At 73.8% G+C, this 23,800-nt stretch carries 25 protein-coding genes; 10 read left to right on the forward strand and 15 right to left on the reverse strand.

Translation table 11 applies throughout. From position 1 onward, the window contains the following. Together M4D82_RS18655 and M4D82_RS18660 are read right to left on the reverse strand one after the other, a co-directional pair. Entirely contained in the window at positions 1 to 255 is a 255-nt protein-coding gene (locus tag M4D82_RS18655) for a DUF397 domain-containing protein (RefSeq protein ID WP_249767123.1), read from the reverse strand. Continuing rightward, positions 239 to 1,075 carry a helix-turn-helix domain-containing protein gene (locus tag M4D82_RS18660; RefSeq protein ID WP_249767124.1) on the reverse strand — a complete coding sequence of 279 codons (837 nt, stop codon included), beginning with the start codon at positions 1,073 to 1,075 and terminating at the stop codon, positions 239 to 241. Before M4D82_RS18660 ends, M4D82_RS18655 begins: the two co-directional genes overlap by 17 nt. A 114-nt stretch (positions 1,076 to 1,189) precedes the next feature. Here M4D82_RS18660 and M4D82_RS18665 point away from each other — a divergent pair, with 114 nt between their 5' ends. Together M4D82_RS18665 and M4D82_RS18670 are read left to right on the forward strand one after the other, a co-directional pair. Then, a complete protein-coding gene (locus tag M4D82_RS18665) occupies positions 1,190 to 1,408 on the forward strand; it encodes a hypothetical protein (protein ID WP_249767125.1) in 219 nt (72 codons plus the stop codon). Then, the gene (locus M4D82_RS18670; protein ID WP_249767126.1) at positions 1,405 to 2,082 is read left to right on the forward strand and encodes a hypothetical protein; all 678 of its coding nucleotides are present in this window, start codon (positions 1,405 to 1,407) and stop codon (positions 2,080 to 2,082) included. The genes M4D82_RS18665 and M4D82_RS18670 overlap by 4 nt, the downstream gene beginning before the upstream one ends. A 48-nt stretch (positions 2,083 to 2,130) precedes the next feature. Here M4D82_RS18670 and M4D82_RS18675 read toward each other — a convergent pair whose 3' ends face one another. Both M4D82_RS18675 and murQ read right to left on the reverse strand, forming a co-directional pair. Next, positions 2,131 to 3,624 (reverse strand): PTS transporter subunit EIIC, encoded by a 1,494-nt coding sequence (locus M4D82_RS18675; protein WP_249767127.1) that lies wholly within the window; start codon positions 3,622 to 3,624, stop codon positions 2,131 to 2,133. A gap of 29 nt (positions 3,625 to 3,653) precedes the next feature. Further along, positions 3,654 to 4,595, reverse strand: coding sequence for an N-acetylmuramic acid 6-phosphate etherase (murQ, locus tag M4D82_RS18680; protein ID WP_249767128.1), 942 nt, complete (start codon positions 4,593 to 4,595; stop codon positions 3,654 to 3,656). A gap of 141 nt (positions 4,596 to 4,736) precedes the next feature. On the opposite strand from murQ, the gene M4D82_RS18685 reads away from it, so the two are divergent. Both M4D82_RS18685 and M4D82_RS18690 read left to right on the forward strand, forming a co-directional pair. Next, complete coding sequence (locus M4D82_RS18685; RefSeq protein ID WP_249767129.1) at positions 4,737 to 5,114, forward strand: DUF8819 family protein; 378 nt, start codon at positions 4,737 to 4,739, stop codon at positions 5,112 to 5,114. 7 nt (positions 5,115 to 5,121) lie between these two features. Next, entirely contained in the window at positions 5,122 to 5,394 is a 273-nt protein-coding gene (locus M4D82_RS18690; RefSeq protein WP_249767130.1) for a DUF4031 domain-containing protein, read from the forward strand. An 8-nt stretch (positions 5,395 to 5,402) separates the two neighbouring features. Here the strand turns inward: M4D82_RS18690 and M4D82_RS18695 are convergent, their stop codons facing one another. Next, a complete protein-coding gene (locus M4D82_RS18695) occupies positions 5,403 to 6,620 on the reverse strand; it encodes a Cmx/CmrA family chloramphenicol efflux MFS transporter (RefSeq protein ID WP_249767131.1) in 1,218 nt (405 codons plus the stop codon). A gap of 45 nt (positions 6,621 to 6,665) precedes the next feature. Continuing rightward, on the reverse strand, positions 6,666 to 7,355 hold the full coding sequence (locus M4D82_RS18700; RefSeq protein ID WP_249767132.1) for an HD domain-containing protein: 690 nt from the start codon (positions 7,353 to 7,355) through the stop codon (positions 6,666 to 6,668). Positions 7,356 to 7,487: 132 nt separating this feature from the next. Here M4D82_RS18700 and M4D82_RS18705 point away from each other — a divergent pair, with 132 nt between their 5' ends. Then, the gene (locus M4D82_RS18705) at positions 7,488 to 8,171 is read left to right on the forward strand and encodes a copper homeostasis protein CutC (protein ID WP_249767133.1); all 684 of its coding nucleotides are present in this window, start codon (positions 7,488 to 7,490) and stop codon (positions 8,169 to 8,171) included. 699 nt (positions 8,172 to 8,870) lie between these two features. On the opposite strand, the gene M4D82_RS18710 is transcribed toward M4D82_RS18705, so the two are convergent. Further along, positions 8,871 to 10,967 (reverse strand): HelD family protein, encoded by a 2,097-nt coding sequence (locus M4D82_RS18710; protein WP_502988954.1) that lies wholly within the window; start codon positions 10,965 to 10,967, stop codon positions 8,871 to 8,873. Positions 10,968 to 11,259: 292 nt separating this feature from the next. Here M4D82_RS18710 and M4D82_RS18715 point away from each other — a divergent pair, with 292 nt between their 5' ends. Next, positions 11,260 to 11,454 (forward strand): hypothetical protein, encoded by a 195-nt coding sequence (locus M4D82_RS18715; protein ID WP_249767134.1) that lies wholly within the window; start codon positions 11,260 to 11,262, stop codon positions 11,452 to 11,454. 40 nt (positions 11,455 to 11,494) lie between these two features. On the opposite strand, the gene M4D82_RS18720 is transcribed toward M4D82_RS18715, so the two are convergent. After that, entirely contained in the window at positions 11,495 to 13,138 is a 1,644-nt protein-coding gene (locus tag M4D82_RS18720; RefSeq protein ID WP_249767135.1) for a DNA repair helicase XPB, read from the reverse strand. A 397-nt stretch (positions 13,139 to 13,535) separates the two neighbouring features. Between M4D82_RS18720 and M4D82_RS18725 the strand changes: the two genes are divergently transcribed. Continuing rightward, positions 13,536 to 13,694 carry a hypothetical protein gene (locus M4D82_RS18725; protein WP_249767136.1) on the forward strand — a complete coding sequence of 53 codons (159 nt, stop codon included), beginning with the start codon at positions 13,536 to 13,538 and terminating at the stop codon, positions 13,692 to 13,694. On the opposite strand, the gene M4D82_RS18730 is transcribed toward M4D82_RS18725, so the two are convergent. Together M4D82_RS18730 and M4D82_RS18735 are read right to left on the reverse strand one after the other, a co-directional pair. Next, positions 13,679 to 14,338 (reverse strand): DUF4291 domain-containing protein, encoded by a 660-nt coding sequence (locus M4D82_RS18730; RefSeq protein ID WP_249767137.1) that lies wholly within the window; start codon positions 14,336 to 14,338, stop codon positions 13,679 to 13,681. The two genes, M4D82_RS18725 and M4D82_RS18730, sit on opposite strands and share 16 nt — an antisense overlap. 73 nt (positions 14,339 to 14,411) lie before the next feature. After that, a complete protein-coding gene (locus M4D82_RS18735) occupies positions 14,412 to 16,853 on the reverse strand; it encodes a helicase C-terminal domain-containing protein (protein WP_249767138.1) in 2,442 nt (813 codons plus the stop codon). Between the two features lie 133 nt (positions 16,854 to 16,986). Here M4D82_RS18735 and M4D82_RS18740 point away from each other — a divergent pair, with 133 nt between their 5' ends. Both M4D82_RS18740 and M4D82_RS18745 read left to right on the forward strand, forming a co-directional pair. Further along, positions 16,987 to 17,907, forward strand: a complete 921-nt coding sequence (locus M4D82_RS18740) for a hypothetical protein (RefSeq protein WP_249767139.1) — start codon at positions 16,987 to 16,989, stop codon at positions 17,905 to 17,907. A gap of 190 nt (positions 17,908 to 18,097) precedes the next feature. Further along, positions 18,098 to 18,736, forward strand: coding sequence for an HAD family hydrolase (locus tag M4D82_RS18745; RefSeq protein ID WP_249767140.1), 639 nt, complete (start codon positions 18,098 to 18,100; stop codon positions 18,734 to 18,736). 28 nt (positions 18,737 to 18,764) lie between these two features. On the opposite strand, the gene M4D82_RS18750 is transcribed toward M4D82_RS18745, so the two are convergent. Beyond that, positions 18,765 to 19,016 carry a hypothetical protein gene (locus M4D82_RS18750; protein WP_249767141.1) on the reverse strand — a complete coding sequence of 84 codons (252 nt, stop codon included), beginning with the start codon at positions 19,014 to 19,016 and terminating at the stop codon, positions 18,765 to 18,767. Positions 19,017 to 19,194: 178 nt separating this feature from the next. On the opposite strand from M4D82_RS18750, the gene M4D82_RS34090 reads away from it, so the two are divergent. Beyond that, a complete protein-coding gene (locus M4D82_RS34090; RefSeq protein WP_037924790.1) occupies positions 19,195 to 19,578 on the forward strand; it encodes a cold-shock protein in 384 nt (127 codons plus the stop codon). A 76-nt stretch (positions 19,579 to 19,654) separates the two neighbouring features. Here the strand turns inward: M4D82_RS34090 and M4D82_RS18760 are convergent, their stop codons facing one another. From M4D82_RS18760 to M4D82_RS18775, 4 genes are all read right to left on the reverse strand, one after another. After that, on the reverse strand, positions 19,655 to 20,536 hold the full coding sequence (locus M4D82_RS18760) for a 1,4-dihydroxy-6-naphtoate synthase (protein ID WP_249767142.1): 882 nt from the start codon (positions 20,534 to 20,536) through the stop codon (positions 19,655 to 19,657). Continuing rightward, positions 20,517 to 21,248 carry a futalosine hydrolase gene (locus M4D82_RS18765; RefSeq protein ID WP_249767143.1) on the reverse strand — a complete coding sequence of 244 codons (732 nt, stop codon included), beginning with the start codon at positions 21,246 to 21,248 and terminating at the stop codon, positions 20,517 to 20,519. Before M4D82_RS18765 ends, M4D82_RS18760 begins: the two co-directional genes overlap by 20 nt. Positions 21,249 to 21,322: 74 nt before the next feature. Then, complete coding sequence (locus tag M4D82_RS18770; RefSeq protein ID WP_249767144.1) at positions 21,323 to 21,814, reverse strand: DUF2771 domain-containing protein; 492 nt, start codon at positions 21,812 to 21,814, stop codon at positions 21,323 to 21,325. A gap of 294 nt (positions 21,815 to 22,108) precedes the next feature. Next, positions 22,109 to 23,488, reverse strand: a complete 1,380-nt coding sequence (locus M4D82_RS18775; RefSeq protein ID WP_502988955.1) for an MFS transporter — start codon at positions 23,486 to 23,488, stop codon at positions 22,109 to 22,111. Positions 23,489 to 23,800: the final 312 nt, after the last annotated feature.

The following is a 23,800-nucleotide window of genomic DNA, read 5'->3' on the forward strand; positions in this document are numbered from 1 at the left end:
TCAGAGCGTCCTGACGAAGGCGCTCCAGGCCCGCGCGTGGAACACCACGTGCGGGCCGTCCGGGACCTTGGAGTCCCGAACGGGGACGACGTCGGGGTGCGCGTCACAGACCTCGACGCAGTTCCCGCCGCTGCCATCACTGTGGGTGGACTTCCGCCACGTGCCCATCTCCAGGCAGTTGCCGCCGTCGCCGCCGCTGTAACTGGACTTGTGCCAGACGGCTGCCGACAGGTCGTACTCAGGCGTGTTGGTCATTTTCGTACTCCTCCGCCATCGACTCGATCAGGGCCAGGGACTGGCTCGGGGACAGCGCGCTGGCCGTGAGCAGATCGTAGGTCAGGGTGTATTTGGCGACTGTGGCCGGATCGTCGAACAACTGGCCCATCCCGATGCCGTCAACATAGGCGAGCGGCGGCGCGTCCGCAAAGGCCATCAGTTTGAGCGAGCCGTCCATGCCCGCGTGGAAGCCCGCACTGAATGGCAGGACTTGGACGATGATCCGGTTCGCGCGGATCAGCTTGGCGATGTGTCGCAGGGCGGCGGCCAGGACCTTCGGGTCGTCCCCGGCGCGGCGGAGGACCGCTTCGTCAAGCACGCACCAAAACAACGGGGTTGTTTTATTGTCCAGGATCGCCGACCTTTCGAGCCGGTTCGTGACCAGCTCGTCGATCGCCTCCTCGGTCGCCGTCGGCTGGTAGGCGCGGAAGATGGCCCGCGCGTACGCCTCCGTCTGGAGCAGGCCCGGGATGATCTGCGGCGCGTACTCGCGGATGGAGATCGCCAGCGCTTCGGCCTCGGCCGCCGCCGCGAAGTGGTCGGGGTACTTGGACTTGGCCGCCGCGCCGCAGTTGCGGGCGAAGAAGCCGTCCGTGCCAAGGATTTCATCGATCTGTCGGGCCAGTTCGAGGTGCATCCGGCGGATGCCGGCCTCCAACTGGCCGATGAACGAACCGCTGACGAAGAGGGGTTCCCCGAGTTCGGCCTGGCTCAGGCCCGCCCGTTTGCGGGCCACGCGGAGTTCGGCGCCGAGGAGGGCGCGGGGGGAGGACGAGGGGTCCAGGTTCTTTCCTGGCATGACAACTCCCGGTACAACATGTGCGGTTGCTGCGGTGGGCCACTTGAAAGGCTAGCCCTGTCATCGCCACTCTGTGTGCAGAACCTGAATACTCAGAGTGGAAGGTGACATGTCATGGTGCTCACTCCGAAAGAGCGGATGCGTGCGGCCGAAGAGGCGGTGGGGCAGCTGAAAGCGGCCCTCGACGGGGTCGGTGTCGTCTTCCCCTCGCTCGGGGTGGACGGGGTGTCGGCCGCGGGGACGTACGGGCTGCCGCTGGTCGACCTCGGGCGCTGCAACCTCGACACCGCGCTGCGGCTGGCCGCCGTCCTGCACGAGCGGGCGCGCCCGTGACCGAGGAGGGGATCGGCTCGGCGGAGTTCGCGTTCGAGCTGGGCTGGAAGCTGCGCGGGCTGGAGACGGCCTTGGCGGGGGGCCGTTGGCGGCGGTGCGGGAGCGGGTTGTCGGTGCGGGTACGGCGTGACGAGGGCGGTGAGGACGGGGCGGCGGTGTGGACGGCCGTCGGGGACGACGGGGAGCGGCGGGAGAGTCGGAGCGCGGAGTCGGCGGACGAGGCGACGGCGCTGGTGCACGAGGCGTTCGGGTTGAAGGCGTGGCGTCCGCAACCGCCTCCGCCGCCGGGCTGGCAGCGGTTCACGCTCGTCCACTGTCCGGCGGGGGAGTACCCGGGCTTCGAGGACGCCCGCTACGACGCGATCAAGGCGCGGCCCCCGATGGGCTGCGTGGTGGAGCAGGTCTGCGGGTACTTCGGGCTGCGGTGCGAGCGGCCGGGCGCGCGGCTGCTGGACGCGGTGGCGCAGACGTGCGGGGAGATCAGAGCCGGGCACGGGCTGCTGATGACGGACCTCGGCATCGAGAAGCTGTGGGAGTGGTCGGCGGACGGCCTCGACGGCTGGGGCGCGGAGATCGTGGGGCAGCTGCTCCTGATGGCCGCCGAACGGGGCCCGAAGCTCGGCTACAGCACCGATGACCTGGTGCGTTTCCTGAGAGCGGCCACAGGCCCGTAACCGGGCGCGAGGGGCTCCCCGTGCGGAAGCCCCTCGCATCGCCGGCACTCACGGGGCCAGGGCCGGTTCCTTCGTCGGTTCGGTGGTGGCGGGGGTGGCCGGTGGCAGGGGGTCGGTGTCGAGGTCGGCGAGCATCTGCGGGGTGAAGCCGAAGAAGTACGTGGTGGCGAAGCCGACGAGGTAGCCGACGCCGAGGCCGCCCGCGTAGACGGCGATCGTCGGGGCCATCGCGGAGGTGCCGTCCAGCAGCGGGAACAGGGCCCAGCCGGAGGGGCCGATGGCGGTCGAGCCGAAGCCGACGCCGAGCTGGTTGCAGAGGCCGATGAAGGCCCCGCCGGCGGCCCCGCCGACGCAGGCGGTGACGAACGGCCGCCCCAGCGGCAGGGAGACCCCGTAGATCAGCGGTTCGCCGACGCCCAGGAAACCGGCCGGGAGCGCGGACTTGATGGTGGCGCGGATCGAGCCGTTGCGCGGGAGGCGGTAGTAGACGGCGATGGCGGCGCCGACCTGACCGGCGCCGGCCATGGCGAGGATCGGCAGCAGGACGGTGTACCCGGACTCCTCGATGAGGGTGGTGTGGATGGGGATCAGGGCCTGGTGCAGGCCCAGCATCACCAGTGGCAGGAACAGCCCGCCGAGGACCAGCCCGGCGAAGGCGCCGCCGGCGGCCAGCAGCCAGTGGGCGAAGTCGCCGATGGCGGTGGAGACGACGCCGGCGACGTACATCAGGCCGAAGAGGGTGACGAGGCCGCAGGCCAGTACGGTCAGGGTGGGAGTGACCAGCACGTCGAGGGTCTCGGGGACCCACTTGCGGCACCACTTCTCCACCTGGACGGCGAGCAGCGCGGCCGCGAGCGCGCCGAGGACGCCGCCCTGGCCGGGGGAGAGGTGCTCGCCGAACACCTCGATCTTCGCGACGCCCGGGAAGACGATGATCGCGGCGACGGCGCCGCCGAGGATGGGCGTACCGCCGAATTCCTTGGCGGTGTTGAAGCCGACGAACACGGCGATCAGCGACATGAAGCCGGAGGCCATGGCGGCGAGGGCGGGGACGAGGGTGGGCAGCCAACCGAGGTTGGTGAGCACGCCGTTCAGGCCGGCGAGGATGCCGCAGCCGATGAGGGCGGGGATGAGCGGGACGAAGATGTTCGCGACGCGGCGCAGGAGGAGCTTGAAGGGGGTGGCGTTCCGGGCCTTCCGCGCCTCCTTCAGCGCCTGGCCCTGGGCGGCGAGTGCGTCGGCGGTGACGGCCTTGGGGGCGGGAGCCGTGGGGGTATCGGGCTGCGCTTGCGCCACGAGGGCCTCGAACTCGGGGGTGACGCGGGCGACGGCGCCCGGCCCGAGCACGATCTGGTAGGTCTCGTCCTCCACCACGCCCAGCACCGCCGGGACGGCCTTGAGGGCCTCGTCCTGGACGAGCGAGCGGTCGCGCAGGCCGATGCGCAGACGGGTCATGCAGTGGGCGATGGAGGTGATGTTGTCCGGGCCGCCGACCAGGGGAAGGATCGCGGCGGCTGTGGCGCGGTTCTTGTCAGTGGACATGCGGTCGCCTTGCTTCGAGGGGGAGTCTCCTACGGGAGGGTGGCCTGCCGGCCGGCTTCGGCGAGGGCGGCGCGCAGGTGGCCCCCGGCGGCGGTCAGCAGCTTGGCGGCGGTGGGGCCGTCGACTCCGCCGAGCAGGACGAGGATCGCGTTCTTGACCTCGCCGTCGGTGGTGCTGAGCGCGGCCTCGATCTCGGCGTCGGCGGCGCCGGTGGCGAGGGCGACGATGCGGCGGGAGCGGGCGCGCAGCTTCTCGTTGGAGGCGCGTACGTCGACCATGAGGTTCCCGTAGGTCTTGCCGAGGCGGATCATCGTGACCGTCGAGATGAGGTTCAGGACGAGCTTTTGCGCGGTGCCGGCCTTCAGGCGGGTGGAGCCGGTGAGCAGCTCGGGGCCGACGACGACCTCGATGCCGTGGTCGGCGGCGGCGGCCAGCGCCGATCCGGCGTTGCAGGACAGGCCGACGGTGAGCGCGCCGCGGGCGCGGGCGAAGTCGACGGCGCCGATCGCGTACGGGGTGCGGCCGGAGGCGGAGACGCCGATCACGGTGTCGTCGGGGCCGATGTCGAGGGCGGTGAGGTCCTCGGCGGCCAGTTCGCGGGAGTCCTCGGCGCCCTCGACGGCCTTGAGCAGGGCGGAGGGGCCGCCCGCGATCAGGCCGACGACCCGTGCGGGGTCGGTGTTGAAGGTGGGCGGGCATTCGCTGGCGTCGAGTACGCCGAGCCGGCCGGCGGTGCCGGCGCCCGCGTAGACGAGGCGGCCGCCCGCGGCCATGCGTACGGCGATCGCGTCGACGGCGGCGGCGATGGCCTCCAGCTGCCCGGCGACGGCGGTGGGGACGGTGGCGTCCTCGGCGTTCATGACGCGGGCGATCTCCAGGGTGGAGAGCCGGTCGATGTCGGCCAGTTCGGGGCGGAAGGCCTCGGTGGTGAGGGTGTCGAGCTGGGCGCGGAGGGCGGCGTGCGAGGTCACGGGCGGTGCTCCTGAGGGGCAGGGGGCGCGTTCTCGATCAAGCCCGCAATGTATTTTCGGGGCGCGGGAGGGTCAAGGAGCCATGAGCGGGCGCCGCGGACGGGCCTTCGCTACCGGTCGGTCGGGGTTCACAATGAGCCCATGGACCACACGACCCCCCTGGAACAGGCGCTGCACGTCGCCCGTGCGCTCGTTCTCGCCGATCTCGCCGCGGGTGAGGTCGCCGACGCCGATGTCGTCTCCCTCGTCGAGGACTCGGTCACGCACCGCCGCTGGTGGGTGGAGCAGTGGCCCGAGGGGGTCGACTACCTGGCCGGACTCGTCGCCCAGGACGTCCAGGACGCCCTGCTGGAGAAGTACGGGCGCTGGCCGCTGTGCCCGGTGTGCGAGCACGGGGATCTGCACGCGCTCGACGTGGAACCGGAGCTGGGTCCGGATCCGCACTGGGTGTGTTCGGAGGCGGGCGTGCGGGTGGCGTCCGTGGGCGCGCTCGGCCCCGTCTTCCACCCCGGCCGGTGAGCGGCCGGTGACGCTGTACATCGACCCGCCGACCTGGCCGGGGCACGGCCGCATGTGGTCGCACCTGGTCAGCGACGTCTCGTACGAGGAGCTGCACGCCTTCGCCCAGTCCATCGGATGCCCGCCGCGCGCCTTCGAACGCGACCACTACGACGTGCCCTCGCACCGCTACGCGGACGCGGTGGGCGCCGGAGCGGTGGAGGTCGGCAGCAAGGAACTGGTCCGCCGCCTCACGGCCGCCGGCCTGCGCCGCCCGAAGGGCAGGCCGGCCGGCTCCTAGGGGGGTGTCTAGGCGCGCGCGGTCTTGGCGGTCTGCGTCGCGGGGGTCGAGGACGTGACGATCCGGGTCGCGGGGGGCGGCGTACGGCGGTGGAGGCGTAGGGCGATCAGGGTCAGGGCGATCGCGGTGACGGTCATGGCGGCGCCCGCCCAGGCGGTGGCGGGGAAGCCGAGGCCGGCGTCGATGACGGTGCCGCCGAGCCAGGGGCCGCCGGTGTTGCCGAGGTTGAACGCGGCGGTGGTGGTGGCTCCGGCCAGGGTGGGGGCGGCGCCGGCCACGTTGAACATGCGGGCGTTGAGGGCGGGGGCGGTGAAGAACGCCGAGACGCCGAGGAGGAAGGACAGGGCGATCGCGACGGCGGCGTGGGAGGCCAGGACGGCGAGGGCCGCGAGGAAGACCGTCGAGGCGGTGATGCCCCAGATCATCACGCCGAACAGGCGCGCGTCGGCGATCCGGCCGCCGATGGTGGTGCCGACGAGGGCGCCGACGCCGAAGAGGCCGAGGATCCACGGGACCCAGCCGGAGTCGAGCCCGGCCACGTCGGTGAGCAGCGGTGACAGGTAGCTGAAGGCGCAGAAGACGCCGCCGGCGGCGAGCGCGGTGACGCCGACGGCCAGCCACACCTGGCGGTCGCGGTAGATGCGCAGCTCGCGGCCGAGGGAGGGGCGCTCGGCGGGCAGCGGGATCTTCGGGATCAGGGCGAGGATGCCGACGAGGGCGACGGCGGAGGCCGCTCCGACCGACCAGAACGCGGAACGCCAGCCGAGGTGCTCGCCCAGGAACGCGCCGGCGGGGACGCCGAGGACGTTCGCGATGGAGAGCCCGCCGATCATGACGGCCATGGCGCGGGCGCGCTGGTCCTTGTCGACCATGGCGATGGCCACGGCCGCGCCGACGGCCCAGAAGCCGGCGCAGGCGAGGGCGGAGACGACGCGGGAGGCGAAGAGGAGCCCGTAGGTGGGGGCGAGGGCGCCGGCGATCTGCCCGAGGCCGAAGAGGCTGATGAGGGCGATGAGGGTGGTGCGGCGCGGCAGGCGCAGGGTGGCGACGGCGAGCAGCGGGGCGCCGACGACCATGCCGATCGCGAAGGCGGATATGAGCAGACCGGCCTGCGGGATGCTCACGCCCATGTCCTCGGCGATGGGCGGGAGCAGTCCGGAGAGCATGAACTCGCTGGTCCCGAGCGCGAAGACGGACAGGCCGAGGACGTAGACGGCGACGGGCATACGAGATCGTGTGAGGTCTGAGGGCACGACTCCACCAAACCGGTCTCAAGAGGGTCGTATTCCCGGGGCCCGGCCGAGTTCTTCCAGCTCCGCCAGCTCGGCGGCCAGGTTGCGGCGTGCCGGAGCCTCCCAGTGGGTGGCTCCGTACGGGGTGCGGAAGAGGCGGGGCAGGGCGAGCAGCTGCCGCAGGACGGCGGCACGGCCGGTGCGGAAGGCGTCGTCGGGCACGAAACCGTACTCGGCGCGGACGGCGGCGGCGTACGCCGCGTACGCGTCGGGTGCGCCCGCGAGGACGGCCAGGTCGGCGTCGCAGAGCACCTCGCCGTTGGTGTCGCCGGGGGCGGGGTCGTGGGTGACGGTGAGCCGGACGAGGCGGGCGACCTCGGCGACGCGGGCGGGGTCGACGCCGAGCTCGGGAAGCGCGCGTTCGGCGAGGGCGGCGCTGCGTTCCTCGTTCTCGGAGCGGTCGGGGCGGTAGACGGCGTCGTGGAACCAGGCCGCCAGCTCGACGGCGGCGGGGTCGGCGGCGTGCGGGGCGAGTACGTCGATCCGTGCGAGTACGTCGGCCAGGTGCGCGGTGGTGTGGTAGCGGCGCTGGGGCTCCGCCCAGGCGGTCAGGAGGCGGTCGGCGTAGGGGCCGGGGTCGGCGGCGGGGTCCGCGCCGGCGGCGGCGGTGGTGGCGTGCCAGCGGGCGCGGAGGTCGGGGGTGTCGTGAGTGACCGGGTGCGTGTTCATGCGCACATTGTGGGGGTGGCGTGATTGTGCTGGTGAAGGGCGGCCGGAGGCCCGTACCCTGGATATTGGACTAGACCTATTTCCCCACTGGACGACTGTTCCACTGGACGACTGGACGAAGGACGGCATCTGATGAGCAACCGTGCGCTCCTGGAGGTGATCGCCCTCGACGTGGAGGACGCGGTCGCGGCCCAGGCCGGTGGGGCGGACCGCCTTGAGCTGGTCACCGACATGGCCGCCGACGGGCTCACGCCGTCGCGCGAGACCTTCGCGGCGATCAGGGCGGCCGTCGACATCCCGCTGCGCGTGATGCTCCGCAGGACGGACGGGTTCGCGGCCGGCGACGTCGCCGGGCTGGTGGAGGTGGCGCGGGAGCTGCGGGCGGAGGGGGCGCGGGAGTTCGTCCTCGGGTTCCTGAACCCGGACGGCGGCCCGGACCTCGACGCGATCGAGGCGGTGGTGGCGGAGCTGGACGGCTGCCGCTGGACGTTCCACCGGGCCATCGACCGCGCGGCGGACCGCGACGGCCTGCGGAAGGCCCTCGCGGACCTGCCCGGACTGGACACGTACCTGACGGCCGGGTCGGCCGCCGGGGTCGACGCGGGCCTGCCGGTACTCCTCGCGGAGGCGGCCCGCCGGGGCGAGCCGGGCTACGCCCCCCGCATCCTGGTCGGCGGCGGGCTCACCCTGTCCCACGTCCCCGAACTCCGCGCGGCGGGCATCGACGCCTTCCACATCGGCGGCGCGGCCCGCCCGGAAGGCTGGCACACCCCGGTCTCCCCGTCGGCGGTCGCGAAGTGGCGCGCGGCCCTGTAGGTCCTGTACGGCCGACCGGCCTCAACTCCGCCCCCAACGGCGGGCGGCCGCCGGCGAGGCTGCGCAGCCGAGGCTGGAGTTCGGCTGCGCCGGCGGGGCGTGAAGAGCGGCCGCCGGACGTCGAGACGCGGGCACCGCGTAGCGATGCGCCTGACCGCTCCCCACAGCACTCTGATCGTCTTTTGGGGCGGGTGTCGGCCCAAGACGGCCGGCGGACGCCGAGAAATGAGGAGCACGTAGCGATCTGACGCGCTTGGGCGCGCGCCAGGACGATCTGGTCGTCCTGGCGGGGAGGCAGGCCGGCCGCCCGGTCCCGACAGGGGCTTTGAGGTGCCCGGATGCCCGGTGGGTCATGCGCCCGACCCCTCGCTCATCGCTGACGAGGTCGAGGGCCCCCCTTCCGCCCCCCATGCCCTCTCCGGTCCCGTCCGGGGGGATTCCGCCGCCCGGATCCCGGCCGCGCTTCTGCCCCGCCCGGGTTCAACTCCCCGCGCCCGACCCCGCCCGGCACCGGAAGGCGGGTGGCAGCCGCCACCTCACCCTCAGGGGTCGAGGCGGTGATGGTGCGCCCGCGCGGGGCGGCGTAGGCCCCACCCACCCGCCGGGAGGCGGGTCGGCAGCTCCCGTCCCGTCCCCGGGGGTCGAGGGGGAGATGGCGGGCCCGCACGGGCCGACGTACAAGCGCGCCCCCCACCCCCCTCAGCCCAGTGCCCCCGGCAGGGCCGCCGCGTGGATCGCCGTCAGGCCCGATACGGCTCGGGTGAGGCAGACGTAGAGGCGGCGCAGGCCGGTCCGTTCGTCGGGTTCGCCCGAGACGACGGCGGCGGGCTCGTCCAGGACCACGTAGTCGTACTCCAGACCCTTCGCCAGCGACGCCGGGACGAGCGTCAGGCGGGACTCCGCCGTCGTCTCCTCGCCGGGCGACAGGTACGCCAGCCCCGCCGCCGTCAGGGCTTCGGCCAGCTCCGGGATCCGCGCGTCCGCCGCGATCAGCCCGATCGACCCCTCGTGCGCGAGCGATGCCCGGCAGGCCTCGACCACCGCCGGGGTGAGGTCGTCCGTCCGGGTGACGACCAGGGAGCCCGGCGTCTCGCGGACCGAGGAGACCGGGGCCAGCCCCGGGGAGATCTCCGGCAGCAACCGTGACGCGTACGCGATGACCTCGCGCGGTACGCGGAAGCCGGCGGTGAGTTCCTCCAGGACGGCCTCCGGCTTGCCCAGGTGGGCCAGGGCCTCGTCCCAACTGCGCGTCGCCCACGGGGTCGTGCCCTGCGCGAGGTCCCCGAGGACCGTCGCGGATCCCGTCGTGCAGCGACGCCCCACCGCCCGGTACTGCATCGGCGAGAGGTCCTGGGCCTCGTCGAGGACGACGTGGCCCAGGGACGGGGTGCGTTCCACCAGGTCGGCGGCCTCGTCGATGAGGACCAGGTCGGCCGCCGACCACTTCGCGGACTTCACGCTGCGAAACGGCTTCGGCCACAGCAGCAGCTTCTGTTCGTCCTCCGTGAGGACCCCATGCGCGTGCTCCGCCAGGAACTCCGGATCCGACAGCAGCCGCAGCACCAGCTTGGCCGGCTCCACCTGCGGCCAGCTCGCCTTGACGACCGCCTTCACCGCCGCGTTGCGCGCCACCGCGTCCTGCACGCGGTCGTCGGGGGCCTCGCCCGCCTGCTCCATGCGGACGAGCACGGCGTGCGCGATCCGCTGCGGGAGCGCGTCGCGGGCGGCGCCGTAACGGATGTCGCGGCGCTGGAGTTCCCCGACGATCTCCGCGAGCTCGTACGCGGGCACGCGCCAGCGGCGCGAGCCGCGCACCACCATCAGCGGCTCGGCCGGCTCCGTGACGTGGGAGTGGACGGCGCGGCGCAGCACCTCCGCCATCCGGGCGTCGCCCTTGACCACGGCGGTTTCGGCCGGGTCGACGTCCCGCACCTCCAGGCCGTCGCGCGCGACGAGGTCGTCGACGGTGGCCTGCTTGACCTCCAGCTCGCCCAGGGCGGGCAGGACCTGCTCGATGTAGTGCAGGAAGGAGCGGTTCGGCCCGATGACCAGGGTGCCGGTACGGGCGAGCCGCTCGCGGTGCGCGTAGAGGAGGTACGCGACCCGGTGCAGGCCCACGGCCGTCTTGCCGGTGCCGGGGCCACCCTGTACGCAGACGGAACCGGAGAGCCCCGAGCGGACGATCTCGTCCTGTTCGGGCTGGATCGTCGCGACGATGTCCCGCATGGGGCCGACGCGCGGCCGCTCGATCTCGCGCTGGAGGAGCTTGCTGACGGCGGCCGCCTCGGAGGGGTCGGAGAGGTGCTCGTCCTCGTACGCGGTCAGCTCCCCGCCGGTGTAGCCGAAGCGGCGGCGCAGGGCGATGTCCTGCGGGTCGTTCTTCGACGCCCGGTAGAACGGCTGGGAGACGGGCGCGCGCCAGTCGATGACCATCGGGTCGCCGTCGGCGTCGTGGACGTGGCGGCGTCCGATGTAGAACTGTTCCCCCTCCGCCCCCTCGGCGAGCTCGGCGCCCGGGGCGTGGAGGTAGTCGAGGCGGCCGAAGAAGAGCGGGGTGTGGGAGAGGTCGGCGAGGGCCTTGATGCGGTCGTCGATCTGCGCCTGGAGGACGAGGGAGTTGACCCAGTTCGCGGTGACGTCGCGGATGTCGAGGGCCTCGACGTCCTCGCGCATGGCGCGCAGGGCGGAGCGCGAGGCGCTCAGGTGGGCCCGTTCACGGCCGAGGGGGTCGGTGGTCGCGTCGGACGGGGTGGCGACCGGCGTGTCGGAAGGGGCGTCGGGGGCGTGCGCGGGCACGGAACGGCCTCCAGCTGCTGGCGGTGCGGGACGGGAGCCCGCCGGTTTCCGGTCGGCGGGCGGCTCTCCCCGGTGGAGCGGTGGGAGGCGGCAAGAGCGGAGATTCTAGTCACCGGCCCAGAGCGGCGCGACCGAATTCCGCCGCCCCGAAGCGGGGGTGTCATACCTCGGAGTGTCAGACCTGAGGCAGGGGCCCTAGGGGGCGGCATGGGTCGTGAGGAGGACGGCGGCGGCCTGGAGGTTCCGCCCCTGGGGCGATGTGCGGGAAGGGGAGAAACCGGACCATGGGTACATGAGCACCGCAACCTTCACCCCGATCCAGGGCGGCCGCCCGCGCGGCGCCGCCCCCACCTCCGACTCCCCTTCCCGTCACCGTTTCGGTGGCGCCCTGCGCGCCGCGAAGATCTTCGCGGCGGCCGCCGTGAGCGTCGTCGTGCTGGGCGAGTACTCCGACTACTCCGAGGACGCCGGCGTCATACGCCGGTGAACCCCCGGCGGGATGCCCGCGTCCCGCCGGGATGCCCGCGTCAGCCGCCGGCCAGGAGGTCGTCGGCGTCCATGATGCGGTAGGCGTAGCCCTGTTCGGCGAGGAAGCGTTGGCGGTGGGCGGCGAAGTCCTGGTCGATGGTGTCGCGGGCGACGACCGAGTAGAAGCGCGCCTCGTGGCCGTCCGCCTTCGGTCGCAGGACGCGGCCGAGGCGCTGTGCCTCCTCCTGCCGGGAGCCGAAGGTGCCCGACACCTGGATGGCGACGGTGGCCTCGGGCAGGTCGATGGAGAAGTTCGCGACCTTCGAGACGACCAGCACGTTGATCTCGCCCTCGCGGAAAGCGTCGAAGAGCTTCTCGCGCTGCGCGTTGGAGGTCTCGCCCTTGATGACGGGCGCGTCCAGGTGTTCGCCCAGCTCGTCGAGCTGGTCGATGTACTGGCCGATGACGAGGGTCTGCTCGCCCCGGTGCTTGCGTACGAGCGCCTCGGTGACCTTCCGCTTCGTCGCGGTCGTCGCGCAGAAGCGGTACTTCTCCTCCGTCTCGGCGGTCGCGTACGCGAGCCGTTCCGACTCGGTGAGGTTCACCCGGACCTCGACGCAGTCGGCGGGCGCGATGTAGCCCTGCGCCTCGATCTCCTTCCACGGCGCGTCGAAGCGCTTCGGCCCGATCAGGGAGAACACGTCGGACTCGCGGCCGTCCTCACGCACGAGGGTGGCCGTCAGACCGAGCCGGCGGCGGGCCTGGAGGTCGGCGGTGAACTTGAAGACGGGCGCCGGCAGCAGGTGCACCTCGTCGTAGAGGATCAGCCCCCAGTCCCGGGAGTCGAACAGCTCCAGGTGCGGGTAGACGCCCTTCCGCTTGGTCGTCAGCACCTGGTAGGTGGCGATCGTGACGGGCCGGATCTCCTTGCGGGTGCCGGAGTACTCGCCGATCTCCTCCTCGGTCAGCGAGGTCCGCTTGACCAGCTCGTGCTTCCACTGGCGGGCGGAGACGGTGTTGGTGACGAGGATCAGCGTGGTCGCCTTGGCCTTCGCCATCGCGCCGGCGCCGACCAGCGTCTTGCCCGCGCCGCAGGGCAGCACGACCACACCGGAACCGCCGTGCCAGAAGCCCTCGACGGCCTGCTGCTGGTAGGGGCGCAGCGCCCAGCCGTTCTCCTCCAGCTCGATCGGGTGCGCCTCGCCGTCGACGTAGCCGGCGAGGTCCTCGGCGGGCCAGCCGAGCTTGAGCAGGGTCTGCTTGATCTGTCCGCGCTCGGAGGGGTGGACGGCCACGGTGTCGGGGTCGAGCCGCGCCCCGACCAGCGGGGCGACCTTCTTCGACCGCAGGATCTCCTCCAGCACCGGCCGGTCGGTGCTGGTCAGCACGAGCCCGTGCACGGGGTGCTTGGAGAGGGTGAGGCGGCCGTAGCGGGCCATGGTCTCGGCCACGTCGACGAGCAGGGCGTGCGGGACGGGGTAGCGGGAGAACTCGACGAGCGCGTCGACGACCTGCTCGGCGTCGTGCCCGGCGGCGCGGGCGTTCCACAGGCCGAGCGGGGTGATCCGGTAGGTGTGGATGTGCTCGGGAGCGCGCTCCAGCTCGGCGAAGGGCGCGATGGCCCGGCGGGCGGCCCCGGCGAGCTCGTGGTCGACTTCGAGGAGGAGGGTTTTGTCGCTCTGGACGATGAGAGGCCCGTTCACGCAGCGGTCCCTTTCCGGCGGTGACGTGACCGCCCGGACGCGGGCGGCCAAACCTCCAGTCTGCCTTATCAGGGCCGCGAGGGGTGGGGTCGTCGGGCCGGGGGTCGTCGGGCCGGGGTCCTCGGGCCAGGCCGCGCGGGGGCATCGAGAGGCCTCCCGTGCGACTCATGTGATCCACGCGATCCAGGCGCCCCACGCGACCCAGGCGACTGCCGCCCCCGCGCAGGATCAGCACCCGTCCCCGCGCGCCCGGTGGCCGGTGCTGCGCGCGGTGGTCCGGGGGCCGGCTCGGGCTTCCGGCGGACTTCCTCATCGCCTCCGCCGGACGGGTGGTGGCCGCCGGGTACGGCGAACACACCGACGAGCAGGGGGCGGTGGAAAAGCGGGGTGCCTGTACGTGTACCCGAGCAGGGACCACCCGGGCCGCGTGCACGTCAGCTCCTGGGTGCGCGCCGACCGGGCGCACCTCGACGCCGAGGTGTACGCGGCCGTCGCCCGCCGGCTCACCGACGCGTGGCCCTTCGACCCCGCGCCGGTGGACTACGCGCCCAGGTGAGGCAGGGGGCCCGCCGGGTACGGGGTCTCCACCGGGAGGAGGCTCCGGGCCGCGTCGGCGTCGCCGGCGCGCAGGAGGGCGTGGATCTCCCGGGCCAGGGGGGTGACGTCGCGGATGGAGACCGTCCACTGGTCGGCGTAGGCGCGCGAGCCGGGGCCGGACAGGCCGAGCTGGAGCGAGCGGTACGGCAGGGGGTTCAGGCGCAGGTCGCGCTCGGGGTCCCACTGGACGCGGGCCGTGGTGGTGCGGACGGACTCCCGCCAGGCCGCCTCGTCGGCGTGCACCTCGGGGACGTAGTGGGACAGGCAGGCCCCGGCGAGGGCCGAGTCGAAGCCCGCGCGGGTGATCTCGACGGCCAGGACGGTCTCCTGGTCGGTCTTGGTCGCCCAGCCGCAGCGGTACATCATCCACAGGAACGACGGCTTGATCCACGTCATCCGCTCGCGCTTCCACGCGGCCGGGAAGCGGCCGTCGCGGGCCGCGGGGAGGCCGAGGGCGGGGGAGTAGGCCTGGTAGACGGTCACGGTGTCGGCCGTGTGCGCGGCCCTGATCCGGCGGTACGGCTCGGTGCCGGCCTGGAGTTCGGTGCCGGGCCGGAGTTCGGTGCCGGCCTGGAGTTCGGTGCTGGGGTCGTGAGCGGACATGTCGTCAGGATGACGTGAACTCCGCCCTGCCCGCCAACCGTTTTCCCGGACGCGGGCCGCCCCTCAGACTCCCTCAGACCTGGTCCTCCGCCAGTTCCGCCACCCCCGTGATGCGGTGCAGCGCGTACGTGCGCACCTCGTCCGCCGTGTGGTCGTAGCCGGTGACGAAGCCGCCCTCCACCCGCACCGGGGCGATGACGCGCTGGCTCGCCGCCCCGTCGGCGTTGACGTAGCCGATCCACACCGCCGACCCCGTCAGCGCCGCCGCCTGCACCGTCGCCAGGGTCTCCGCCGCGCTGGTGAGCGGGAGTTCGCCCGGAGCCGGCGCCGGCGCCTGGCCGCCCGCCTCGGACGCGGGCTGCTTGCGGACCGCCGTCGCCGCCAGGTCGCCCGCGCGGATGGCCCGTACGGCGGCCCCCAGCAGCGTCGCGTCCGGCACCGGTGGCCCGTCCGGGACCGGCACCGGCGCCCGCCGGGCCGGGGTGCGGTGCGCGTCGGCCCGCGCCACCACCACGTCGCCCGTACGCGACTCCGCCGCCGGGGCGTAGCCCATGGCCCGCAGCCCGTCGAGCAGCGCCCCCGGTTCGGCCTGCGCCGCCAGGACGGTCGGCGCGAGCCGGCGCAGCCCGAGCCCGGCGGACCGCTTGTCGGCGAGGATCTCGCCCAGCATCGCGTCGTCGTCGCAGCGCACGTACGAGGACGCCGCCCCGACGCGCAGGTGCCCGTGCCGCCGGGCCACGTCGTCGATGAGGTACGCGAGCGGCTGCGGCACCGGCGTACGGCTGTGCTCGGCGAGGAAGGCGTGCAGGTCGGAGGCGGTGTGCCCGGCGTCCAGCGCGCGGCGTACCGACCCGGGCGTGAAGCGGTACACGGTGGCCCCGCCCTTGGACTCCACGTCGGCGAGCACCGCCAGCACCTCCGCGAGCGGCCGGCGCAGCGGGCCGGGGGCCACCGCCGTCAGGTCGGCCTGGAGCAGGACGTGGTCCACCGGCTCGGGCAGCAGCGGCGCCAGCAGCGGCGCCGGGTCGCGGTGCTCCAACAGGGCCCGGCCGAACGTGCTGAGCGCGCCCCGGCCGGTGACGCCGAGGACCTCCGCCTCGGTCAGGGTCCAGTGCGCGAGGCGGGCGCGCAGGTCGCTCGTACCGCGTGCCGGGCGTTCCCACGCGAGCCGTTCGAGGAGCGTGTCCGGCCGCGCCGAGCCGCCCTCGGGCAGGTCGGCGAGGAGGTCGAGCACGCGGCGGCGTACCTCGGGGGCGGCCGAGCGGTCCAGGTCGGCGCCGAGCACCGACAGGGTGCGGCCCTTGGCGTCCTGCTCGCCGGCCAGGCCGGCGGTGCGGGTGGCGGGCAGCCAGGCCGTGGCGAGCGCCGACCAGCGTTCGGCGGGCGGGAGTTCGGTCCAGTCGTCGAAGGCGGGGGTCGGCGCGTACCGCTCGTCGGTCTCCCCGTCGCTCGCCAGCAGCCCGGCCGCGTAGGCCAGCTCGATCCAGAACGCCGCCTGCGCCTCGGTGGTGTCCAGGGTGGCGGCGGCCCGCTTCAGGTCGCGTACGGCGAGCCCGCCGGCCCGTAGCACGGCCGGCCCGGCGTGCTCCCAGGACTTGACCAGCTCCTCTACGGTGCCCAGCGCGGCCAGTGCCTGCCCGGCGGCGTTCGCGTCCACAAGCTGTGGACGGTGTTCGCGGTCCACGCCGACCGGCGGCGCGACCGGCGCCGTACGCCGGTGCGCGAGCCCGCCCCGCAGGTGCAGGGCCACCTCGCGGGGCAGCACGACGGTACGGGCCGACGCGGGCAGCAACAGCCCCCGGTCGCGCAGCCAGCGCACCGGCGGCGCCGGATTCGGGGTCACCTCCCCGTACGGCGGCCCCCACACGAGCCGGCCCAGCACCTGGTGGGCCTCCGCCGGGGCCTCGTCCAGCAGCGCCGACATCCGCTCCTGGTCGGTGAACAGGCCCGTCAGCGCGGCCACCGCCGACACCGGGTCGTGCGTCGCCGGCAGCCCGGCCGCCGCCACGATCTCCTGGATCCGGGTCGGCGACATCCCGGAGGTCGCCTCGGCGACGGTCGGGCCCAGCCCGGTCGGGGAGGGGCGCTGCGCGGACGGCGCGAGCAGCTCCCGGGCGGTGCGCACCAGGCGCAGCCGGTCGTCGTCGCCCCACACCAGGGCCTGGTCGCGCAGGGTGCCGAGCGCCCGGGGCAGGGCGGCGCGGGCGGCCTCGTCCTCACCGCCCGTCAGGAGCGACTCCAACACCGGGTACGGGCACGGGTCCGGGGCCACGGCGAGGGCTTCGGCCGTCTGGAGGGCGAACCGGTCGAGGCGGTCCAGGGCGCGCACCACCGAGGCGCGGGTCCCGGCGCGGGTGGCGAGTTGGGTGACGTCGCCGGGCACCGGGTTCAGCAGGTCCGGGCGGGCGTGCAGGAGGGCGGCGAGGGCGACGTCGTCGCGGGCGCGGAGCGCCTCGGCGAGGGAACGCGGGGCGTTCGCCGCAGCGGGTGCGGTGCCGGTGCTTGCCTCGGGCACGGTGGTCGCCTCCTGGTCACGTCGGCCGGTCGTCGGCCGGTCCCCATCCGGTCCACGGTATCCGCTGCGTCGGCGGCCGCTCCACGGGCGCACGCGCTACCTTCGGGACAGGCGGTACGTGAGGAGCCGGGGCGTGGGGATCGAGAGCGACCAGCTGGTCTACGAATATCTGAGCCGGGTCGGGGACTTGGCGCAGCGGCGGCAGGTGTCGTCGGGGGACCGGATGCGGTTGGTGGCGGGGCTGCGGGACGAGATCGACCGTCGGCGTGCCACGTACGAACCGGACACGCCGGCGGCGGTACGGCTCATCCTGGAGCGGATCGGCACGCCGGAGGAGGTCGTGGCGACGGTGGGTCGGGCGGCGGCGCCGGAACCGCCGGTGGTGGCGGTGCCGAAGCAGCGGGAGCCGGAGCCGGAGCGGGGGCCGGATGCGGTGAACGTGCCGCCGCACCTGGCGGGGGTCGACGAACTCGGTGCCTCCGACCGGGGCGAGCCCGACTGGTGGCGGGTCGCCGCCGGCGGCCGGGGGGCGGGGCCGCAGGTGGAGGGCTTCGCGGGCGGCATCGAGATGCCGGACCTGTTCGAGGAGGAGAAGCCGAAGGAAGGGCCGGGCGGAGAGTCCGGCTCGGAGCCTTCGTCAACCGCGCGGCGGCTCGTACGGGTGCTGCGGGCGCGGCGCGAGCGGAAGGCCGAGGCCGCGGCGGAGGCGGGCGCTCCGCGGGCCCGGCCGAACGTGTTCCTGCTGGTGGTGGCCGCGGTGCTGGTCGCCGGGGCGGTCACCGGGTCGTGGATGGTGCTCGTCGTCGGCTGGTTGGCGGCGTTGGCCTCCGGGGTGCTGGGGCCGAGGGAACGCAAGTGGGTGGTCTTCGGCGTGCCGGGTGCGGTGTTCCTGGCGGCGCTGGTGTGGCTGTGGGGCCGGACGGACGGACGGTGGGGCGAGGCGCTGGCGCCCGACCGGTTGGGCTCCGCGTACCAGGGGCTGTGGCCGACGCTGGTCCGCGTCGCCGCGCTCACCCTGGCCGGGTACCTCTCGGTGCGCTCCCGCCGCCGCTAGGGGGTGCGGCGCCGTTGCCGGGGCCGGCCCCTGGGCCCCCGCACCTCAAACGCCGGCAGGGCTGGATTTGGCCGGGCCGAGTCCGGAGGTTGGCCGGGCCGGCCCCCGGGCCCGCGCGCCTCAAGCGCCCGCGTGGCGGTATCTCGACCCGAGGGTCGTTCGCTCGGGTGGGCTCGGCACAATGGGGTTCATGCGCTCCGAGACCCCCACCGCACGGCTGACGGTCGGCTTCGACCTCGACATGACGCTCATCGATTCGCGTCCGGGCATCAAGGCGGCCTACGAGGCCCTGTCGGCCGAGACCGGGGCGTTCATCGACGCCGACGCGGCGATCACGCGGCTCGGTCCGCCGCTGGACGAGGAGCTCGCGTACTGGTTCCCGGCGGACGAGATCCCGGCCATGGCCGACCGCTACCGGGCGATCTACCCCACGTACGCCATCGAGCCGACGCCGGCGATGCCCGGCGCCCGCGAGGCGATCGCGGCGGTCCAGGCCCTCGGCGGTCGGGCCATCGTCGTCACCGCCAAGCACGAGCCGAACGCCCGTTTGCACCTCGCGCACCTCGGCATCGAGCCCGACGCCGTCATCGGCTGGCTGTGGGCGGAGGCCAAGGCGGGGGCCCTGCGGGAGTACGAGGCGCAGGTGTACGTCGGCGACCACGTGGGCGACGTACGGGGCGCCCGGACGGCCGGCGCGCTGTCGGTGGTCGTCCCGACCGGGCCGTGCCCGGAGTCCGAACTGCGCGCGGCGGGCGCGGACGTGGTGCTGCCGGACCTGACGGCGCTGCCGGAATGGCTTGAGGGGTACCTGGCCGCGAGCCCGGCCTGATCCGAAAGACACCCCCTAGCCCTGCGGATCAGGGCTGCGCGGCTCGTGCCGCCCTGCGCTGGGCCGCCGCCGAGCGGAGCACGCCCGCCGCCGAGATGGCGAAGCCGACGCCCATGAGCATGCACACGGCCCACGCGTACGACGGGAACGGATCGGTGCCCAGGAACAGCGGCGCCATCGTCGCGAGGGTCGCCACCGCGCCGACGATGAACACGATGCCACCGGTCTTCACGAGTCCGTCGCCGGGCCGCGCTTCGTCGGAATGAGGAGTAACAGTCACCTCACCAGGGTAGTTCCTGGCCGAAGCGGCCACTCCGGGAAGGACCGGGGAACGTCTTGTCTCCCGTTTCCGGACCATTAGCCTGTGAGGAGGCGGGTCGCAGGACCCGCTGCACTGCTATCCGGAGCCGATTCGAACGGTGAACCGGACCCGACGAGTACAAGGACAGAGGACGGACGTGCCTACCGGCAAGGTCAAGTGGTTCAACAGCGAGAAGGGCTTCGGCTTTCTCTCCCGGGACGACGGCGGAGACGTCTTCGTCCACTCGTCGGTGCTCCCCGCCGGCGTCGACGCCCTCAAGCCCGGCCAGCGCGTGGAGTTCGGAGTCGTCGCGGGACAGCGCGGTGACCAGGCACTTTCGGTGACGGTGTTGGATCCGGCACCCTCGGTCGCGGCCGCGCAGCGCCGCAAGCCGGACGAGCTGGCCTCGATCGTGCAGGACCTGACGACCCTGCTGGAGAACATCACCCCGATGCTGGAGCGCGGTCGCTACCCCGACAAGGCGCACGGCACGAAGATCGCCGGCCTGCTGCGCGCGGTGGCCGACCAGCTCGACGTCTGACCCTCGCGCGCCCTCGCACGCGCCCGGTGCCCCGCCACTCGAACGAGAGGCGGGGCACCGTCGCTTCGTACAGCCGCTACGGGAAGCGCAGCGCGTCCGGTGCGATGGCCGGAACCAGACCCTCTGCGGCGGCCCGGGTCAGCAGCCCGCGCACGGCCGCGTAGCCGTCGTCGCCGAGGTCGGCGGTGAACTCGTTGACGTACAGCCCGATGTGCTGATCGGCGACCGCCGGGTCCAGCTCCTGCGCGTGGGCGCGTACGTAGGGCCGGGACGCCTCGGGGTTCGCCCACGCCATCCGCACCGACGTACGGGCCGACTCGGCCAGCGCGCGCAGCGTGTCCGCGCCCAGCGAGCGCTTCGCGATGATCGCGCCGAGCGGGATGGGCAGGCCGGTGGTGGACTCCCAGTGCTCGCCCATGTCGGCCAGGCAGTGCAGCCCGTAGTCCTGATAGGTGAACCGGGCCTCGTGGATGACCAGTCCGGCGTCCACCCGGCCGTCGCGCACCGCCGGCATGATCTCGTGGAACGGCAGCACGACCACCTTGCCGACCTCCGCCGGCAGCACGTCCGCCGCCCACAGCCGGAACAGCAGGTAGGCGGTGGAGCGTTCGCTCGGCACGGCGACGGTCTTGCCGGCCAGGTCCACGCCCGCTTCACGGGTCGAACTGCGATCCTTTACGAGCACCAGCGGCCCGCAGCCGCGTCCCAGTGCCCCGCCGCAGGGCAGCAGCGCGTACTCGTCCAACACCCACGGCAGGACGGCGTAGGACACCTTCAGCACGTCCAGCTCGCCGCGCTCGGCCATGCCGTTGGTGACGTCGATGTCCGCGAAGGTCACGTCCAGGGCGGGCGCCCCGGGGACGCGGCCGTGCGCCCAGGCGTCGAAGACGAAGGTGTCGTTCGGGCAGGGCGAGTAGGCGATGTTCAGCGGCCGGCTGTCAGCGCTGCTGGTGCTCATGTCGTTCTCCCCAGTTGACGAGTACGGGTCCCAGGGCCCGGAATCCGGCGGTCAGGGCGCCGAGCGCCTCCCCGATCCGCCAGGCGGCCCGGTCGCGCGGTCCGACGGCGTTGGACACGGCGCGGATCTCCAGTACGGGCAGCCCGTGCGCGGCGGTGGCCTCGGCCACCCCGAAGCCCTCCATCGCCTCGGCCCCGGCGAGGGGGTGGCGGGCCGCGAGTTCGGCGGCGCGGGCGGCGGTGCCGGTGACGGTGGAGACGGTCAGCACCGGCGCGAGCAGCGCCCCGGTGGCCTCGGCGGCGCGGGCGGCCAGCTCGGCGGGCGGCAGGTGCACGGTGTGGCCGAAGCCGAGCTCCCGTACGTCGAGGAAGCCGTCGGGGGTCTGGGCCCCCAGGTCGGCGGCGACGAGCGCGTCCGCGACCACGAGCGAGCCGAGCGGGGCGGCGGGCGCGAACCCGCCGCCGATGCCGGCGGAGATGACGAGGTCGTAGGCGGCCAGGGCGAGCGCGGTGGCCGTGGCGGCCGCCGCGGCGGCCGGGCCGACGCCGCCGACGAGCACGTCGACGGCGAGGCCGGGCAGGTCCCTACGGGTGACGGGGTAGCCCCCGGGCAGGATGCGCGGCTCGGGCGTGACCGGGTCCGGATGAGGGGTGAGACCGGTGGCGACGGAGTCGGCCTCCGCGGCCACCGCGGTCACGACGAGCGCGCGCACGGTTCGCCTGCCTTCGCTTGGACGCTGGGGCGCTGGGGCTACTTGAACTGCTTGAACTGCTTGAACTGCTTGAGCTACTTGAGCTTGAGCTTGAAGGACCAGACGGCGAGCGGCTTGCCGTCCGCGCCGACCTGGACGAAGCCGAGCATCTTCGAGGCGGGGGCCTCGCCCTGGCCGCCGGTCGCGAAGACGTCGGCGCCCTGGAAGCTGCGGTAGGTGTTGGAGGAGGGCTCGGTGATCGGCTGGCCGTCGAGCACGGCCTGCCACTTGTGGCCGTCCTCGACGACGTCCGGCTCGACACCGAGGCGCAGCGTGTCGCCGCGGCCGTACTCGATGGTCTTGGCGTCCTTGAGGCCGGTCAGGCACTCCTGGAGCTTGTCCATCGCGAGGTCCTTGCCGGCCTCGGGACGGCACTCGGCCTCCGAGGACACCGAGGAGCTGCCGACGGTCACCGTCGCGAGCGGCGTCGGCTTGTCGCAGGCGGACAGGAGGAGGAGCCCGGCGGACACGGCTCCGAGGGCCGCGACGCTGCGGCGGGCCCTACCCGGGAAAAGCGGTGCGGTCATGAGCCGAAGGCTATCGGGCCGCCGGCCCACCCCGCCGCACGGGGGTCCTCGGGTGCGGCGCCGCCCCGCCGCCCGGCGGGGGACGCCCTCCCGGTGACGGCACGGGCCCGGTCGGCCGTGCTCGCGCGCCCTAGGGGGGGTGTCTTTCGGATCAGGCCGGGCTCGCGGTGGTCGGTGCCGCGCCTGGCCGCGTTGTCGTCGGTCGCCGACGCTCCGCGTCGACTCCCTCCTCCGCCTTGCGACGCACGGCACCGACCACCGCTCCCTGATCCGGCCCGATCCGAAAGACACCCCCTACGCCACCCGGGGCCGGGAGGGGCCCGGGTGGTGGCGGGGGGAGGTGAGGAAGCCGCGCAGGGCCATCGTCGTGCCCAGGGCGACCAGGGCGGCGGCGACGGCCATGCCCAGGACGCCGTGCAGCGGCAGCGCGATGCCGATGGCGCCGCCCAGCACCCACGCCATCTGGAGCAGCGTCTCCGAACGGGCGAACGCCGACGTCCGCACCGCCTCGGGCACGTCCCGCTGGATCATCGCGTCCAGCGACAGCTTCGCCAGCGCCTGGCAGAACCCGGCCGTCCCCGCCAGGACGGCCATGACCAGCCCGCTGAACAGCAGCGTCGCCGCGATCGCCACCGTCAGCGTCAGCGACAGCACCGCCGCGACGATCGCCTCCGGCGCCCTGGCCCGCAGCCACGCCCCCACCGCCGTCCCGCAGGCGTTGCCGACGCCCGCCGAGACGCCGACGATGCCCAGCGACACGGCCGCGCTCTGCCCGCCGAGCGGGTGCTCGCGCAGCAGGAACGCCAGGAAGAAGATCAGGAACCCGGACAGCGAGCGCATCGCCGCGTTGGCCAGCAGCCCGCACAGCACCGAGCGGCTCACCGTCCGCAGTCCGGGCCGCTTCGAGTGCGCCTCGTGCGTGGACAGCCGCGCCCGCCGCTCGCCCTTGGCCTCGTCCACCTTGTGCGGCAGCTGGAACGCCGCGAAGGTCCCCCACACGAAGATCGCGCAGGCCCCGTACAGCGGCCACGGCGGTCCGATCGTGTGCAGCGCGGCCCCCACCGGGGCGGCGGCGCCCGTCGCGAGCAGGCCGGCCAGGGTGACCCGCGAGTTCGCCTTCACGAGGGAGAACGTCGGCGGCAGCAGCCTCGGCACCACGGCGCTGCGTACGACCCCGTACGCCTTCGAGGCGACGAGCACGCCGAGCGCCGCCGGGTACAGCTCCAGGCCGCCCGTGGCGACCGCGCCCGACATCGTCAGCGCCAGCAGGGCCCGCGTCAGCATCGCGCCGGCCATCGCCGCCCGTCGCCCGTGCGGCAACCGGTCCAACAGCGGACCGATCACGGGGGCCAGCAGGGTGAAGGGCGCCATGGTGATGGCCAGGTAGAGCGCCACCCGTCCGCGTGCTTCGTCGGTGGGGACGGAGAAGAACACCGTCGACGCCAACGCCACCGTGATCATCACATCGCCGGCGCCGTTGATGGCGTGCAGTTCGATCAACCGGCCCAGGCCCGATTCCCCGGCGCCCTGGGCGTGCGTGGCCCGGCGGATGCCCCGCGCCGGCCCGGTGATCGGGAAGTGCAGGGCACGTCCGACAGCCCGGCCGGCCCGCCTGGCCGGTCCCGAGCCGTCGGCGGACGACCGTACGGGTGCCACGTGGCCATAGTGCCCCACGGCGCCCACCGGGACCCCTCCCGGACCGTTCCCGGCATGTCCCGTGGGCCCGGCGGGCCCGTCGCGGCCCCGGACGGGGTCGTTCCTTGTCCGCGAATCGGACCTCGCATGTGGGCCGGAGGCGTCGAAGGAGGTAGCGTGCGTAGCGCGCCACCGGCGGTTGCACTTGGCCGCGCGCCTCTTCGGGATCCCGCAGAATGGATCTCAGTGGGGTGTGCCCGAGGCCGATCGGGCGCGGACGTCGACGCGGCCCTCTGGTCCGCTCCGCCCGCGCTACGTACGGACGAGACCGACGGGTCGTTGTGGACGACA

Source organism: Streptomyces sp. RerS4 (assembly GCF_023515955.1).
Taxonomy (GTDB): Bacteria; Actinomycetota; Actinomycetes; order Streptomycetales; family Streptomycetaceae; genus Streptomyces.